Genomic DNA, 16,121 nt, shown 5'->3' with positions numbered 1-16,121 from the left:
AATTGCGAAAGCCGTTTTTTGTTTATTCGGATTTAATGTAATTGACGCCATCAGCTTTTGGCGCCTTTGTTTTACCAAAGAATATTGTCAACACGACGATCGTTAAAATGTAAGGGAAGATTTGCAGCCAAACCGACGGAATGTTTTTGATCACAGGGATTTGTGCACCAATGACAGATAACGATTGTGATAAGCCAAAGAACATGGATGCCAGCATCGCACCGATCGGATTCCAACGGCCAAAAATCATAGCCGCCATGGAAATGAATCCTTGTCCGGCAATGGTTGAAACAGCAAAGTTTAGCGCAATTGATTCAGCATACAGAGCGCCGCCAATACCGCCGAGCAAGCCGGATAACAAGACACCTTCATAGCGCAGGCGGGCAACATTTAATCCAAGGGTGTCGGCTGCTTGTGGATTTTCGCCAACAGAACGCAGGCGTAAGCCGAAACGCGTTTTGTAAATCACATAATAAGACAGAACTGCAACTAGGATCGACAACAAAGCTGGGTAGCTTGTATTTTGAAAGAAAAGTTTGCCCAAGATAGGGATCTTATCGAGCAGGGGAACATCAGAATAACCGAAGCTCTGATTAATTTGATTGGTCTGTCCCTTACCGTAAATAACTTTTATTAGGAAAACACCTAGGGCAGGTGCGATCAGATTGACAACGGTTCCAGAAACAATATGATCAGCTCGCAGCGTGACAGTCGCTAAAGCATGAAGCCAGGCGATCGCTAGTCCAACAATGGCACCAACAGCTAGTCCGATCCAAGGCGTCCAAGCGCCTAAAAAACTGCCAAAAGTTAGATTAAAGACAATTGAACTAAAGGCGCCCATCGTCATAATACCTTCCAAACCAACATTGACAACGCCGCCGTGTTCGGAAAATGAGCCGCCAACAGCCGTAAAGGCTAGCGGTGCTGAATAGATAATTGTCGTACTGATCAATAAAGCGAGAATTGATAAGAAACTCATACCTGAGCCTCCTTTTTAGTTTCTGCTAACTGCTTTTTTCGACCTTTAGTGCCGCCGCCTGAACTTTTATTAGAAGAAGCGTTATCAGCGCTTTTAATTTTCTCGATCAGCAGATCAATTAAATAGCCAGTTCCAACAAAGAAAATAATTAAGGCGATCACGATCGAGACAAGTTCAGTTGGTACGCCAGAAATGTTTGGCATACCAGCACCACCGACCGTCAGAGCTGAAAATAAAGCTGCCGCTAAAACAACACCGAGAAAGGACCCCGATCCTAATAAAGCCACAGCCATACCGTTGAATCCCGTCTCTGGTGTTGAGTTTTGGACAAAGACGTTGCCATAATGGCCAAGGCCCTCAGTAACACCGCCAAGTCCTGATAAAGCACCCGAAAGAGTCATAGCCCAGATTTGAGTCGCCTTTTCGTTGATGCCGGCATATTTAGCTGCATCGGCGTTTTTACCAACAGCCTCAATTGAATAACCTAAGGTCGTCTTCTTCATAACGAACCAAATTAAGAGTGTTGCGATAATCGCGATAAAAATACCAGCTGAAATTGATGATTGATTAGTTAAGTCAGAGAGCCACTTGAGGCTAATTCCGCCATGGTTGCCGACTTGATTGCTAGAATCGACTGTCTGCTTGATTGAATTTGGAAAACCACTGGTGATAGCATCATTGGCCAAATACAGGATCACGTAATTCATCATGATTGTGATAATTACTTCTGAGGCACCGAATTTGGCTCGCAAAACTCCTGGAATAAATCCTGCAATCGCACCAAGTCCGACACCGACAACACTAGCTCCAAGCACGATCACGAAACTGGGCAGCTGTGGAAAAGATAAAGCGAACCAAACGCTGCCGACCCAGGCAGCATACAATTGGCCAGACATACCAATATTAAAAAATCCAGCCTGCTGAGCAACGAGAAAGGAAAGCCCGGTCAGGATCAGAGGTGTCATCTGTGAAAAAATTTCTCCGATATTTTGCGGCGTGCCAAAGGCAGAGCTGATCAAGGAGCCGTATCCAGCAATTGGATTATAGCCAAAAAACAACATGATCAAAGCACCGGCAATTAGGCCAAACAGAACTGAGAGTACCGCGATCATGATCTTATTATTTGTCGTTTTCATTGCTTCACCTCTGTCTTAGCTGTTGCTAGTTCTTTTTGAGCATCGGAAACACTCAGTCCTGTCATCATCAAACCAAGTTCTTCTTTTGTCGTATTTTTGGCATCAACGATACCGATGATCTTGCCAGAAGAAATAACAGCAATTTTGTCGGACAGATCTAGGATCTCATCCAGTTCAAAGCTGACCAGCAGAATTGCCTTGCCAAGATCGCGTTGATTGGCCAACTGTTTATGAATATATTCGATCGCGCCTACATCTAAACCGCGAGTTGGTTGTGCAGCCACGACTAACTTAGAATCTCGTGAAAGCTCTCGTGCCACTACGGCTTTTTGCTGGTTACCGCCTGATAAGGATCCAGCAGCTTCTTCAATTGAGGTGATTTTGACATCAAATTGTTTAACTAATTTATTGGCGTGATCAGCAATCGCGGGCCACTGCAAAATACCCATTTTGGCATAGGGTGCTTCATAAAAACTCTGAATCACGAGATTATAAGCAAGTGACATATCCATCTCGAGTCCGTGACGCAAGCGATCTTCGGGAATATGCGATGTGCCGGCTTTGATGATCTTTCTTGGACTTTTATTTGTAATATCATCACCATCTAAGATGACTTGTCCGGCTTGGCAATGAGACAGACCCGTGATTGCTTGGACGAGTTCCGTTTGTCCGTTACCATCAATTCCGGCAACACCAATGATTTCGCCAGCTCGAATTGTGAGAGAAAGACCATCAACTTTTGTAACGTCTTCGGCATTTTTAACGGATAAATTTTTAATTTCGAGAATATTGCGGCCAGGTTTTGCAACTGTTTTTTCAGTTGTAAAGGATACTTTGCGACCAACCATCTTTTCGGCTAGCGTCAGGGCCGAAACATTCTTAGCATCAAAGGTCTCATATGATTTTCCAGCGCGAATCACTGTGACTCGGTCAGCAGCTTGACGAATCTCTTCGAGTTTATGGGTGATCAAGATGACAGCTTTGCCTTCAGCGGCTAAGTTTTTCATGATAACGATCAATTCTTGAATCTCTTGCGGCGTTAAAACGGCTGTTGGTTCATCAAAAATCAAAACATCGGCCTTACGGTAAAGTGTTTTTAGAATTTCCACACGTTGCTGCTGACCGACAGAAATATCCGAGACCAGGGCATCGGGATCAACGGCCAGTTTATATTTATCGACTAGTGTTTGAATTTCTTTTTTAGCCGTTTTTAAATCTAAAAATAGGCCTTTAGTTGTTTCTGCACCAAGAATGATATTTTCAGCAACTGTGAAGGCATCGATCAGCATAAAATGCTGATGAACCATACCAATACCAAGTTTAGCGGCCGCCGCAGGATCCTTGATCTTGATCTGTTTTCCTCGCAAAAATATCTCGCCGGAAGTTGGTTGCAATAGTCCCGACAAGATATTCATTAGCGTCGATTTTCCGGCACCATTTTCTCCTAGCAAAGCATGAATCTCACCATTTTTCACATCTAAATTGATGTCGTCATTGGCTGCAAAATCACCAAATTTTTTGACGATGTGCTTCATTTCAATTGCTGGAATTTCTTCTGTGGTTTGTTTTACCATGTTTTCCTCACGTATTCTTACTATTATGTAGGCTCACCCGCCAATAGCCAAATGAGCATTAAGATTATTGTACTGAAGCGTAAGATTTTGGATGAACGGGAACTTTAACGGAACCAGATTCAACTTTCTTTTGAGCCGCTTGAACAGCTGACCAAACACTTGCGGTCATTGAATCTTTAGCAAGGTAAACACCTTTTTGTTTGAAACCGAAACTAACGATCTTGCCACCAGGGAATTTGCCAGCCTGTGCTTTTTTAGAAATATCGATCAAAGACTGTCCGACTTCCTTGACAGCTGAAGCTAGAGTAAAGTTAGCTTTTTTGCCATCTTTATCCGTATAACTACCGTCTGCTTTTTGATCACGATCAACACCGATGACCCAGACTTTTTTATCAGCGGATTGTTTTTGGTTCAAAGCTTTTGCTTGTGCAAAGACACCATTGCCCGTACCGCCGGCTGCTGTAAAGATCACATCATCACCATTAGCATACATGGCTGAAGCGATCGTCTTGCCTTGAGCAGCGTCAGCGAATGAGTTTGCATATTGTACATCGATTCGAATATTTTTATTAACGGATTTCGCACCAGCGACATAGCCGGCCTGGAAAGTATCGATAACATCACCTTTGACACCACCAATGAAACCGATTTTTTGAGTCTTGGATGCTTTTGCTGCAGCTACGCCAGCCAAGTATGAAGACTGCTCAGTATGGAATGTGACAGAAACAACATTTTTGATATTAGGAATCACATCGTCAATAATGGCGAAATTGATTTTTGGATTTTGTTTTGCTGCCTGCTTAACAGCGTTTTCTAAGGAATAGCCAATTCCAAAGATTGTGTCAAACTTTGCTTGGACAGCAGAATTAATATTTGGCTTGTAATCAGACTCGTCATTACTCTGGAAATAGTTATAACCGCCATTTCCTTTTGACAAGCCTTCCTGCTTACCATATTTCTGCAAGCCTTCCCATGCAGATTGGTTGAATGAATGATCATCAATCCCTCCGGTATCGGTAATAATAGCAACTGATTTTTTACTTGAGTTGTTGCTAGAACTTGTCTTACCGTGATTCACACCTAGATAAACACCGATTGCTGCAACGATTACTACGACTATTCCGACAATAGTCCAACGAAAACGATTCATAAAACTCTCCTCACTTGATTAGCTAAAGCTTCACACTATCCGAGATTTCCAGCATATCATTCGGAATATCCTTTCAAATGCACTACTAAATAGCCTAAAAGAAGGATAGCTTATAAATATACGAACGTTCAAGTAGCAATGTTATTTTTTTACAATTTTTTTCTCAATGGCAAGACCTTTTTAACTTGTGATCAGCAGCTAATGGCAACTAGTTTGACAAAAAAATCGAAGAAGTCTTTAATACGATTAAAATATGTTTTGATGAATAAATTTGAAAGCCATAATGAGTTGAACAAAGTGATTCTGGTCTCGGATATCCATGAGAATTGGCAGGCTTTGAAACAAATTGTCAATCTGCCAGAATATGGTCAATCAGCCTATACCTTAATTTTTCTTGGTGATTATACAGATGCGAATGGCAGTAATACGCATGAACCGATCAAAGTGATTAATTTTGTCATGGACCAGGTCAAGCATCACGGTGCTTTGGCTATTCACGGCAATCACGATGATATGCTTTATGGCACAGCGATCGGTGATTCACAAAAATTTTTCAATTGGGGCCACAACGGTATGCTGGAAACACAAGCACGATTGGGATTAACGGCTAATGATATCAATATCGAGCTCACAAAGACGGAACTGCTGGAAAAGTATGCAGATTATATCGATTTTCTGGATGCGATGCCTTATGGTATTGAAGACCAGCACCGACTATTTGTTCATGCCGGGATTGATTGGCAACAGTCGGATTATCATGAAACAGCCGTTGATGATTTGATTTGGATTCGCGAGCCTTATTTCTTTAGCGAGACTGCCAAGGCTTCATTGTATGATCCAAGCGAACGGTCTGTGGTTGATTCGATCTGGCATGTTAATACAACAGATAAAGTGATCGTTGCTGGACATACACCGACTTATTTTTTGTCAGCTAATGGCAAAAATCCGATTGTCGCAATGAAACATAATCCCGATGATTGGATCCGTTATGATATTGATGGCGGTTCACATTCAGCTGACATGGAAGCAGCCTTGAATGTTTTGATCCTGGATAAGGACGGCCATGAAATTCGCCGAACTCGTTTAATTGCTTAATTTAGCTGCATAATGAAATAATGTCTAAATTAGCCGATGAAATTCTAAAAAGCTACAAAGCCAATTGGGAAAAGTTTTACGTCGTTGCTGTGACTGGATCGGTCGCAGTTGGTAAAACAACTATAGCTAATCAGCTGGCCCAAGATTTGAGCCAAGCATTTCCAGAGTTAACGACTGCTGTTATTTCCGTAGATGCTTTTATTTTTTCCAACCAGGAATTGCATGATCGTGGTTTGTTTGATAAAAAAGGTTTTCCAGACAGTTACGATCTCCAAGGTCTGCACGCTGCTATTTCACAATTCCGTGCCGGATCTCAAAACATTTTGATTCCAAAGTATTCTTTAGCAGCCAATGATATTGCAAAGGGAGAATTTGAAAAGATCACACGACCAAAAATCTTGATCATTGAGGGTGTGACTGCCTTGCAAGTCCGAGATTATGATATTTCAGTTTATGTCGACGCAGATGAAAAACTCATTTATCAGTGGTTTTTGAAACGGACACTGGCTTTTATACAGGCGGCTAAAAACGATCCGGCTAGTTTTTATTATCAACTGTCCAAAATGCCGATTCCGCAACTGATGCCTTTGATTGAACAGACTTGGCAACAGACAAATTTAAAAAATTTAAAGGAATTTATCGAACCAACTAAGGCTCAAGCCGATATTATCGTTCACAAGACAAGCAAACACAAAACTGACAGCATCATGATACGTTAGTTTTGGCATCTCTTACATATGCTAATATATACATATGTTATATATGACATATATCAGGCATTATCAATGCTAGCGTTTTTAACAACTGCTTTTCTGTCCTATTATTGGGACGACTTCCGATTATTTCTTTGTGCTGCTGGCAATTTTTGCAAACCACACGACGGTGAGTTCCCACCGCCGTATTTTCATTGGTGAACTCATTGGCAATGCTATTTTGATTTTTTTTAGTTTATTACTGGCTTGTGTTTTGAAATTCGTGCCTGATGAATGGCTGCTGGGTCTTTTGGGCATCTTTCCTATTTTGATAGGCATTAAGGGCCTTGTAGTCAAGGAAAGCGAGACTGAAAAAATCAAGTCGTCTGATACTCATTTAATTCGCGACGTCGTCGTGTTGACTTTGACGACCTGCGGTGCTGATAACTTGGCTATTTATATACCTCTTTTTGCAAACATGAATTTTTTCTATTTGCCAGCCGTATTAATTATGTTCTTACTGCTTTTGTCGCTTGTATCATTGATGGCACTAAAAATTACAGCGATCGCAGCTGTTTCTCAAATTTTGAATCGTTATGAAGGCCTGTTTCAGCTAATTATTTATAGTATTTTAGGCTTATACATTTTGCTTGAAGCTGGTACGATCAGCCACTTGCTTGCTTTGTTTTAGAATAGAGGCATGTCGGAAACATTAAAATTGATTCATCAGGCCAAAATTGATGAGGCAGCAAGAATTGCTAAGGTACTGGCCAACCCAACCCGTATACAAATTTTGAATTTGCTTGGGCAGTCACGTTTGAATGTCAGCGAACTTATTCAAGCCTTAGGATCTGAGCAGTCAACCGTTTCGCATCAGTTGCAAAAATTACGTGCCTATGAATTGATCAGTCAAGAGCGTATTGGCAAATCAATTTATTATCAATTGGATGATCCTCATATCATCGATACGTTAAATCAGCTGCTGGCACATGTTGATCATGTTTTGCTGGGCGAGGACCACTCGGGACGGCACGTCTCTAAATCAATTGATGTTGATGAATGATCTGAAAATTAATTGACCTAAGGGGAGCGCTTGCTTGTTTCTTGTGAAAAATATAGTATAATAATTTTTGTGAAATAACATACAAAGGATGCGAGACGATTATGACTAAGAAAGTTGCAATTATTACTGGTGGTGGACAAGGTATTGGAGAAGGAATCGCTTTGCGATTGGCTAAAGACGGCTATTCAGTGATCATTAACGGCCGGACTCAATCGAAGCTTGACAAAGTGGCTGATAAAATCAAGGCTGCCGGCGGCACCGCAGCGACTTTTGCTGGTGATGTTTCTGATCGTTTAGTTAATGAAAAACTGATTGAAAAAGCAGATTCAGAATTTGGCCGTTTGGATGTTTTTGTTGCTAATGCTGGGATCGATTGGGTTGATACAGTTGAGGGAACGCCGCAAGAAGCCGTGGATAATGTTTTGAATATTAATTTGAAGTCGCAGATCTGGGCTTTGCAAACAGCACCAAAATTAATGCGCAAGACAAATGATGGTGGTTCGATCATTCTCGCTTCATCCATTGCCGGTATGGAAGGCTTTGAAATGTTGGGAATCTATTCTGCTACTAAATTTGCAACTCGTGGTTTAGTGCAAGCATCTGCCAAGGAATTGGCCGTCGATAAGATCCGTGTCAACGCTTATAACCCTGGTATCGTATTGACCCCAATGTGGGATGAGATCGATGCTCGTTTTTCTGAGCGCAAAAATGTGCCTTTGGGTTCGACTCGTCAAGCCTTCATCGACGGTATTCTCTTGGGTCGAGGCGAAGAGCCTGAGGATGTTGCCAAACTTGTTAGCTTTTTGTCTGGCAGTGAAAGTGATTATATTACCGGACAATCAATCGCTGTTGATGGCGGCATTAAGTTTTCTTAAACAAATTATTTATGGAAGATAATAAAAAACGACCTGTGTATGGTCGTTTTTTTATTTTTGAAAAGAATCACGATAAATCAATTTGCTCGGGATCGTTGTCCATTTGGTCCAAGTTCTGTCTCGATCGGCCAACTCTTTAGCTTGCTGCAATGCTGCAGACCCAAGAGCGTGTTGTGGCAAATTAACAGTTGTCAAAGAAGGATTGAGGTAGGCAACTAAGGCCAGATCATCAAAGCTGACAATAGATATATCTTGACCGATCACAAAGCCTGCTTCTTGTAAAACTTTGATCGCGCCAACTGCGATCGCATCTGAGGCTACTAGTAAGGCATCGAAGGGCTGAGCCTGTGCCAGCAACTGTTTTGCTGCAATTGTTCCTGCCTGGGCAGTCCAGTTGCCAACGAGCATTTTTTTAGCTTTTTTGTGCTGCTGAACCCACTTTTCGTATACGTCAGTCCGGCTATCTGTCAAAACAGATTCAATTTTGCCGTCCAAATTGATTTGTTCGTTGTTTCCACCAATGAAAGCAATATTTTGCCGTCCAGTCTGATGCAGTTCATTTAAAATTCTTTCTGTCATATTGCTTAAATCAGGCTGAACGATATCAATGTCAGAAAAACGACTGCGGGCATCAACAAGAACTAAATTTTGATTCATTTTTTTTATTTTTTTAATTGCATCGGCTGAGGTATCGCCAGTCACGATCACGGCTGAAAAATGAGACAAATTGACTTTTCCCAAACCATCTGTCAAACGAATAATGGGGCCAATTTTAATATCCTGTTTTTGAGCAGCGTTTTTAATGCCTTGATGAATATTTCGCCAATAGGGATCGTCAATTTCACGTTGTTCAGACATGCTGGTCACGATCGCGACAGTTACAAGCGTATTTTTCTTTTGGCTGTTTGCAGAATGATGGTATGCCAAGTCATTGGCGATTTTTTTTACGCGTGCCCGTGTTTTTTCGGTCACGGACAAGGTCGGATCATCATTTAGGACTCGTGATACTGTCCCAGATGAAACATCCGCTAATTTTGCAATTTCTCTTATCGTCGTTGGCATCATTAACTCCGTTTGCCTTATTGTAATATTTTTAGCTTGCTTTTGTATATTTAGTAAACTTTAATTATTTTTACTAGCATTAATATCAATAAAATTGCTTTTAAATCAGCATTTTTTTAAATACTTGAATATTTTGTGACCTATTTTTTACTAAAAGATTGACATTTGTTTTGAAAGCGCTTACTATAAATTCCAGGTTAAAGCGAATTCTAACCTGGTTAAGGAGAAACTATGGAAAAGACGAAACAATCAATAACTTCGCGGTTATCATACTCTTTTGGTGCTTTTGGCCATGATATGTTTTATGCGACGCTGTCAACTTACTTTATCATGTTTGTGACTTCACATTTATTTGATAAAGACAGCGGTGCAACCGGTTCTAAAATGATTGGCTATATTACGTTAATTATTATGATTTTGCGTTTTGTCGAATTAGCAATCGATCCTTTTATCGGTAATACGATTGATAATACGACGACTCGTTGGGGCAAATTTAAGCCTTGGGTCATTCTTGGAGGCACTATTGCATCAATTGCCTTGGTACTTTTATTCACTAATTTAGGTGGATTGAACAAATCAAATCCATTTTTGTATTTAATTATTTTTGCTGTTCTTTATATTACGATGGATATTTTTTATTCATTTAAGGATGTCGGTTTTTGGTCAATGATCCCAGCCTTGACTTTTGATTCTCAAGAGCGTGAAAAAACAGCTACTTTTGCTCGTGTTGGTTCGACGGTTGGCGCTAACATCGTTGGTGTTGTCGTTATGCCACTCGTACTATTTTTCTCAATTAATAATAATAACGGTGAAGGTGATAACCGTGGTTGGTTTGCCTTTGCATTGATTATTGGTATTATTTCTTGGGTTTCGGCAATTGCCGTTGGCCTAGGTACCAAAGAGGTCGATTCTGATTTACGAAAGAATGCTGAAAAAACATCTATCAAAGATGTTTTCCGTGTTCTTACTCGCAATGATCAATTGATGTGGATGTCTTTGTCTTATGGTTTTTACTCAGCCGGTATCCAGATCACTAATGCGCTTGAATTGTATTACTTTACCTTTATTCTTGGGCACTCATCACAGTTTTCAATTCTTGCCATTATTAATACTTTTGTTGGTGTGGTGGCAGTTATGCTTTTCCCACCGTTGGCCAAAAAATTCAATCGTCGGAATGTTTTCTTTATTTCAATCGCTATTTTGCTGGTCGGCATTGTTGTCTTTATGATGGCTGGTAAATCACTGGCACTTGTTTTGATCGGTGCTGAATTATTCTTCATTCCGCAGCCATTGATTTTCTTAGTTGTCTTGATGACAATCACGGATTCAGTAGAATATGGTCAGCTTAAATTTGGTCATCGTGATGAAAGTTTGACGCTCTCTGTTCGCCCACTGCTCGATAAATTAGGCGGCGCGGTTTCTAATGGTGTTGTTGGTATCACAGCTGTTTTGGCTGGTATGACTTCTGGAGCATCTGCGTCATCAATTACGGCACATGGCAGTTTTATTTTTAAAGTCATGATGTTTGGTGTTCCAATGGTTCTCATCTTGGTCGCGACATTAGTCTTCTTTAAAAAAGTCACACTGGATGAAAAACAACACGCTGTTATCGTTGATAAGCTTGAAAAAACTTGGGGTAAAGATGTTTTAGGAAACTCAAATGATCAGAAAACCGATGCAGCACCGCTTTTAAAGCAAGGTGAATTTGCTTATTATGCACCGATTGCAGGTGAGATCTTACCGCTAAATACAGTGAAGGATTCATCCTTTGCTTCTGGATCAATGGGTAAAGGATTTGCTATTAAACCTAGTGATGGTCGTGTTTATGCACCGTTTGATGCGACGGTCAGAGTTACATTTTCCACTCGGCATGCCGTTGGGCTGGTTTCTGATGACGGTATTGTAACCTTAATACACGTCGGTATCGGCACGGTTAATATGCGCGGTACAGGTTTTATTAATTATTTTGATCGAGGACAGCATGTCAAAAGAGGTGATCTCTTGATCGAATTCTGGGATCCGGCCATTATTAAAGCAGGTTTTGATGACACCGTGATTTCCGTGATTTCCAATTCTGATGATTTATCTGAGTTTGAATTATTGAAGGATTCTGGCAATACAACGAAAAATGATGTCGTATTGAAGTTATCTAAAAAATAGTATCCAGAACTCAGCGTTTTATGAGAATGTGCTTTTGTAACATGATAGTCATGTGCGAGGAGCTAAAATGGTTGAAGATATTTCGCTTGCAGATATACTCAGTCGAAAAGATTGGGAAAATCCCGCTATTACCAACTGGCATCGTTTGCCAATGCATGTGCCGATGAATTATTGGACACACACTGAAGATCCGGCACTATTTAAAAAAAGCCCAGCCATTCGTTCATTGGATGGTGATTGGACCTTCAATTATTTTCCAGCATTGGATAAAGTACCTGCTCAGTGGGTCGAAAATGATTTGGAAAGTGCCAAAAAAATCCCGGTACCAGCGAATTGGCAATTGCATGGTTATGGCAAACCTGTCTATACAAATGTTGCCTATCCTTTTAAGGTCGATCCGCCTTATGTACCGACGGATAATCCCATAGGCTGTTATTCGCTGACATTCAAACTTGATCCAGACTGGCTGCAAGATGGTGAAACGCATATTAATTTTCAGGGTGTTGGATCAGCTTTTTACTTGTGGCTGAATGGTCACTGGATCGGTTATTCAGAAGACAGCCGTTTGACTGCGGAATTTGATTTGACCAAACAATTAGTTGCTGGTCAAAATCGCATTGCTGTCATGGTACTGCAATGGTCGAAAGCCAGTTATTTTGAAGATCAGGATATGTGGCGAATGTCGGGTATTTTTCGTCATGTTGATCTTGCTCATTTACCAGCAGCACGTATCTCTGACTATCATATCAAGACGTTTCTCAATGATGATTTTGATAAAGCGAAAGTGGTGATATATGTTTCAGCTGCTGCTCATGATCTTAAAAATAAGCATGTCCTGGCAAGGCTCTATTGGCAAGGTAAATTGGTCACTGAAACAAAGTCCAACTTTGGACTGCGGGACATTGACGAGCGTGGCGGGTATCAGGATCGAAGCAAGCTGTTTTTGGATATCGTGAAACCGGAACTTTGGTCGGCAGAAATTCCTAATCTTTACGAACTGCAGATTGAACTTGATGATGAAAATGGTCAGCTGCTGCATTTAGAAACAACAAAAATAGGGATTCGTCGAGTTGAGATCAAAGATGGTCTACTGAAATTAAATGGCCAGCCTTTATTGATTCGCGGCGTTGATAAACATGAATTTACAGCAGCTAATGGTTACTATGTCGATCAAGCCACAATGCGCCAAGACATTAAAATGATGAAACAGAATAATTTCAATGCCGTTCGCTGCTCCCATTATCCTAATGACAATTATTGGTATGAATTATGTGATAAATATGGTATCTATCTAGTTGACGAAGCAAATATTGAGACTCACGGTATGACACCGATGAATCGCCTTTCTGATGATCCTGACTACTTGCCGATTATGTCCCAAAGAGTCACACGCATGGTCCAACGGGATCGCAATCATCCATCGATCATTATCTGGTCTTTAGGCAACGAATCCGGTTATGGCCATAATCACGCTGCTTTATACAATTGGATCAAACAAGAAGATCCGACTCGCCCAGTTCAATATGAAGGCGGCGGCGCGAATAGCCCGGCAACAGATATTATTGTCCCGATGTATGCTCGAGTTGATGAGGATCAGCCAACGGAAGCTAATCCCAAGTGGTCGATCAAAAAATGGATTGGGCTGCCAGACGAAAAACGGCCTTTGATTTTATGCGAATATGCCCATGATATGGGCAATAGTTTAGGCGGTTTTGATCAGTACTGGGCCGCTTTTCGGAAGTTTCCCAGATTGCAAGGTGGTTTTATTTGGGATTGGGTCGATCAGGGATTAATTAAAAAAGACGAAAATGATCGATCATTTTATGCTTATGGTGGTGACTTTAATGACAAACTTAATGATCGCCAATTTTGTTTAGATGGCTTGCTTTTTCCTGATCGCACTCCTAAGCCGGCTTTGCAGGAAGTTAAGTACTGTCAACGATTTTTCCAATTTCACCTTCAACGTAATCATTTAGGCACAGCAACTGCTTTTGATGTTTCGAGTGAGTATTTATTTAAAAAGGTAAATGTCGAATTATCCTATCAGATCATCGTGAATGGTATTAAGCAATTGGCAAAAACGATTCGTCTTTCGCTGGCACCGGCAGAGCAGACAAAAGTTGTTTTGGATCTTGCCAGATCAGCTCAGGGAACTTGCTATTTAAATATACAAATCAAACAAATTGAAACTGATGAGTTAATTCCAACTAATTTTGAATTAGCCCATCAGCAGTACTTGCTGTATGAAGATCTGACAACCTCGAAAGTAGTTTCAAGAGCAAGTAAATCAGTCTTAGTTCAGGAAAGCGCACGTGATTATCAGATCAGCGTTGGCGACCAAAATTGGCAATTCGATCGACTCAGCGGTTGGCTTGTCAGCTGGAAAAATGCTGGCAAAGAAAGTTTGCTAAGTCCATTAAAGGATCAATTTACGCGTGCACCGTTGGACAATGATATTGGTATAAGCGAAGCGGCACACGTTGATCCAAACGCTTGGTATGAGCGTTGGAAAAGTCTAGGTATGTATGATCTGCACAGTGCTCTGAAGTCATTTGAACTAGTTCATTCAGATCATGCTGTGACGATTAAAACGAGTCAGGATTTCTTGAATGGCCAAAATGAGCTGTTATTTAGTTCAGAGAAAGTCTACGAGATTTCAAACACGGGCAGTCTAACGATCATTAATGATGTTGTACGTGCTTTAGGAAAAACAACACCAGCCCGAATCGGTTTAACTTGTCAGCTGGCAGCGGCACCGGCTAAGATCAGTTACCGAGGACTTGGCCCCTTTGAAAATTATCCCGATCGTCGACGAGCTGCCATTTATGGGGATTGGAATTTGTCTTTCGATGATTTCTATACTCCTTATATTTTTCCTAGTGAAAACGGCCTTCGCAGTGCCGTTGATCAGTTGACTATTGCCAACTACCATATCTATAGTCTGCACAAACAGAAATTTGCTTTTAATCTGAGCCGATACAGCCAATCTCAGCTTCGACGCGTGGATCATCGGCATTTGCTGCAAGCTGAGGCTGGCCTTTGGCTGAATATCGATGCTTATCAAATGGGAGTCGGTGGTGATGATTCCTGGAGCCCTAGTGTGGCTCAAGAATATCTACTATCCCAGAGCCATTATCACTATGCTTTGCTTTGGCAACAGGATTAGCTATTTGTATTGGTAACCATGTATTTTTCTTGAAAAGCGCTTACACTTAGACTATCGTCTGTGGATTTGAGGGATCATTCATGAAGAAGAGAATTTACTTGTTTTTGCTTTTGGCAATCGTTCTAGCTGCCGCTGGGGTCGGTTATTTTTATTCGAGCAATCAATCAAATAATCAAATCAAATATGTGGATGAGCCATATACTAAAAATGAATTTTTGATGGGTACGATCTGTACTTTGACGATTTATGATCAGGGCAAACAAGCAGTATTGAACAAAGGCATGGCTACAATTAAGCATTGTGATGATGAAGCAACTTTAACAAAAAAAGGGTCGGTACTTGATCATATTAATGAGAATGCCGGCATTAAAGCTGTTAAAGTTCCGAAAGATTTTTGGCCTCTGATTGAAAAGGCCATGTATTTTTCCAAGAACTCTAATGATAGTTTTGACATGGCGATCGGTGCCGTGACGAATTTGTGGCAGATCGGGCTGCCAGGTGCGCGTGTACCGGCGGATTCTGAAATTAAAGCTGCATTGCCTTTAGTCAATTATCGAGATATTGTTTTAAATAAGAAACATCGGACTGTTTTCCTTAAAAAGAAAGGCATGCGCTTGGATTTTGGCGGTATTGCCAAGGGATATATCGCTGATCGTGTGAAAGAAACCTTCGAGAAAAATCACGTGACCAGCGGCATTATCAGTTTGGGCGGCAATATTTACGTCCTCGGACAAAGTCATCCGTCGACCGGGGTGAGAAAGTGGCATGTCGGTATTCAGAATCCTGATCAGTCAAGAGGTTCTAGTGTTGGCTATGTCCAAGAATCGGATATGTCGGTCGTGACAGCTGGTACTTATGAACAATATTTGATCGCTAATGGACATAAATATATTTATCTGATGGACCCGAAAACCGGCTACCCTTACGAAAATAATCTTGTTTCCGTGACCATTGTTTCTAAACGATCTGTCGATGGGGATGCACTTTCGAATGCTGCTTTTGATAAAGGACTGCAGGCTGGTTTAGCATACATGAATAAGAAAAATCGAGCCGGTATTCAAGCAATTTTTATCACGAAAGCCAACAAAATATATATCACAAATGGTTTAAAAGGCAATTTTCAGTTAACTGATCATAAATATAAATTGATGGATTAAGCATTGTTTAGT

General features: G+C 40.9%; 13 protein-coding genes. 8 read left to right on the top strand and 5 right to left on the bottom strand.

Annotation, left to right across the window (positions count from 1 at the left end; all coding sequences use genetic code 11):
- Nucleotides 1-22 precede the first annotated feature (22 nt).
- From DLJ48_RS02365 to DLJ48_RS02350, 4 genes are all read right to left on the bottom strand, one after another.
- Nucleotides 23-979 (bottom strand): ABC transporter permease, encoded by a 957-nt coding sequence (locus tag DLJ48_RS02365; RefSeq protein ID WP_128685574.1) that lies wholly within the window; start codon nt 977-979, stop codon nt 23-25.
- Nucleotides 976-2,115 (bottom strand): ABC transporter permease, encoded by a 1,140-nt coding sequence (locus DLJ48_RS02360; RefSeq protein WP_128685572.1) that lies wholly within the window; start codon nt 2,113-2,115, stop codon nt 976-978. Before DLJ48_RS02360 ends, DLJ48_RS02365 begins: the two co-directional genes overlap by 4 nt.
- Nucleotides 2,112-3,689, bottom strand: coding sequence for an ABC transporter ATP-binding protein (locus tag DLJ48_RS02355; protein ID WP_128685570.1), 1,578 nt, complete (start codon nt 3,687-3,689; stop codon nt 2,112-2,114). The genes DLJ48_RS02360 and DLJ48_RS02355 overlap by 4 nt, the downstream gene beginning before the upstream one ends.
- A 64-nt stretch (nt 3,690-3,753) precedes the next feature.
- A complete protein-coding gene (locus DLJ48_RS02350) occupies nt 3,754-4,839 on the bottom strand; it encodes a BMP family lipoprotein (RefSeq protein WP_128685568.1) in 1,086 nt (361 codons plus the stop codon).
- A gap of 261 nt (nt 4,840-5,100) precedes the next feature.
- Between DLJ48_RS02350 and DLJ48_RS02345 the strand changes: the two genes are divergently transcribed.
- The 5 genes from DLJ48_RS02345 to DLJ48_RS02325 all read left to right on the top strand — a co-directional run bounded on the left by DLJ48_RS02345 (nt 5,101) and on the right by DLJ48_RS02325 (nt 8,564).
- Nucleotides 5,101-5,934, top strand: coding sequence for a metallophosphoesterase (locus DLJ48_RS02345; protein WP_128685566.1), 834 nt, complete (start codon nt 5,101-5,103; stop codon nt 5,932-5,934).
- Between the two features lie 20 nt (nt 5,935-5,954).
- Nucleotides 5,955-6,653 carry a nucleoside/nucleotide kinase family protein gene (locus DLJ48_RS02340; protein WP_128685564.1) on the top strand — a complete coding sequence of 233 codons (699 nt, stop codon included), beginning with the start codon at nt 5,955-5,957 and terminating at the stop codon, nt 6,651-6,653.
- Nucleotides 6,654-6,738: 85 nt separating this feature from the next.
- Nucleotides 6,739-7,317 (top strand): cadmium resistance transporter, encoded by a 579-nt coding sequence (locus tag DLJ48_RS02335; RefSeq protein ID WP_128685562.1) that lies wholly within the window; start codon nt 6,739-6,741, stop codon nt 7,315-7,317.
- 9 nt (nt 7,318-7,326) lie between these two features.
- Entirely contained in the window at nt 7,327-7,689 is a 363-nt protein-coding gene (locus DLJ48_RS02330) for an ArsR/SmtB family transcription factor (RefSeq protein ID WP_128685561.1), read from the top strand.
- A 101-nt stretch (nt 7,690-7,790) separates the two neighbouring features.
- The gene (locus tag DLJ48_RS02325) at nt 7,791-8,564 is read left to right on the top strand and encodes an SDR family NAD(P)-dependent oxidoreductase (protein ID WP_128685559.1); all 774 of its coding nucleotides are present in this window, start codon (nt 7,791-7,793) and stop codon (nt 8,562-8,564) included.
- Nucleotides 8,565-8,615: 51 nt separating this feature from the next.
- On the opposite strand, the gene DLJ48_RS02320 is transcribed toward DLJ48_RS02325, so the two are convergent.
- Nucleotides 8,616-9,626, bottom strand: a complete 1,011-nt coding sequence (locus DLJ48_RS02320) for a LacI family DNA-binding transcriptional regulator (RefSeq protein WP_207710182.1) — start codon at nt 9,624-9,626, stop codon at nt 8,616-8,618.
- 231 nt (nt 9,627-9,857) lie between these two features.
- Here DLJ48_RS02320 and DLJ48_RS02315 point away from each other — a divergent pair, with 231 nt between their 5' ends.
- The 3 genes from DLJ48_RS02315 (at nt 9,858) to DLJ48_RS02305 (ending at nt 16,109) form a co-directional block, all read left to right on the top strand.
- The gene (locus DLJ48_RS02315; protein WP_128685555.1) at nt 9,858-11,786 is read left to right on the top strand and encodes a glycoside-pentoside-hexuronide (GPH):cation symporter; all 1,929 of its coding nucleotides are present in this window, start codon (nt 9,858-9,860) and stop codon (nt 11,784-11,786) included.
- A gap of 67 nt (nt 11,787-11,853) precedes the next feature.
- A complete protein-coding gene (locus DLJ48_RS02310) occupies nt 11,854-14,952 on the top strand; it encodes a beta-galactosidase (protein ID WP_128685554.1) in 3,099 nt (1,032 codons plus the stop codon).
- A gap of 80 nt (nt 14,953-15,032) precedes the next feature.
- Nucleotides 15,033-16,109 (top strand): FAD:protein FMN transferase, encoded by a 1,077-nt coding sequence (locus DLJ48_RS02305; protein ID WP_128685552.1) that lies wholly within the window; start codon nt 15,033-15,035, stop codon nt 16,107-16,109.
- The last annotated feature ends 12 nt before the right edge of the window (nt 16,110-16,121 follow it).

Source organism: Oenococcus sicerae (assembly GCF_004102045.2).
Taxonomy (GTDB): domain Bacteria; phylum Bacillota; class Bacilli; order Lactobacillales; family Lactobacillaceae; genus Oenococcus; species Oenococcus sicerae.
Note: the sequence above shows the minus strand (reverse complement) of the source record. Positions and strands in the feature narration are given on the sequence as shown.

Bases quoted from the DNA above. Each gene is read 5' to 3' on its own strand.
- DLJ48_RS02330 (WP_128685561.1), top strand. From the start codon at position 7,327: ATGTCGGAAACATTAAAATTGATTCATCAGGCCAAAATTGATGAGGCA.
- DLJ48_RS02350 (WP_128685568.1), bottom strand. From the start codon at position 4,839: ATGAATCGTTTTCGTTGGACTATTGTCGGAATAGTCGTAGTAATCGTT.
- DLJ48_RS02315 (WP_128685555.1), top strand. From the start codon at position 9,858: ATGGAAAAGACGAAACAATCAATAACTTCGCGGTTATCATACTCTTTT.
- DLJ48_RS02325 (WP_128685559.1), top strand. From the start codon at position 7,791: ATGACTAAGAAAGTTGCAATTATTACTGGTGGTGGACAAGGTATTGGA.
- DLJ48_RS02355 (WP_128685570.1), bottom strand. From the start codon at position 3,689: ATGGTAAAACAAACCACAGAAGAAATTCCAGCAATTGAAATGAAGCAC.
- DLJ48_RS02320 (WP_207710182.1), bottom strand. From the start codon at position 9,626: ATGCCAACGACGATAAGAGAAATTGCAAAATTAGCGGATGTTTCATCT.
- DLJ48_RS02365 (WP_128685574.1), bottom strand. From the start codon at position 979: ATGAGTTTCTTATCAATTCTCGCTTTATTGATCAGTACGACAATTATC.
- DLJ48_RS02305 (WP_128685552.1), top strand. From the start codon at position 15,033: ATGAAGAAGAGAATTTACTTGTTTTTGCTTTTGGCAATCGTTCTAGCT.
- DLJ48_RS02340 (WP_128685564.1), top strand. From the start codon at position 5,955: ATGTCTAAATTAGCCGATGAAATTCTAAAAAGCTACAAAGCCAATTGG.
- DLJ48_RS02310 (WP_128685554.1), top strand. From the start codon at position 11,854: ATGGTTGAAGATATTTCGCTTGCAGATATACTCAGTCGAAAAGATTGG.
- DLJ48_RS02360 (WP_128685572.1), bottom strand. From the start codon at position 2,115: ATGAAAACGACAAATAATAAGATCATGATCGCGGTACTCTCAGTTCTG.
- DLJ48_RS02345 (WP_128685566.1), top strand. From the start codon at position 5,101: ATGAATAAATTTGAAAGCCATAATGAGTTGAACAAAGTGATTCTGGTC.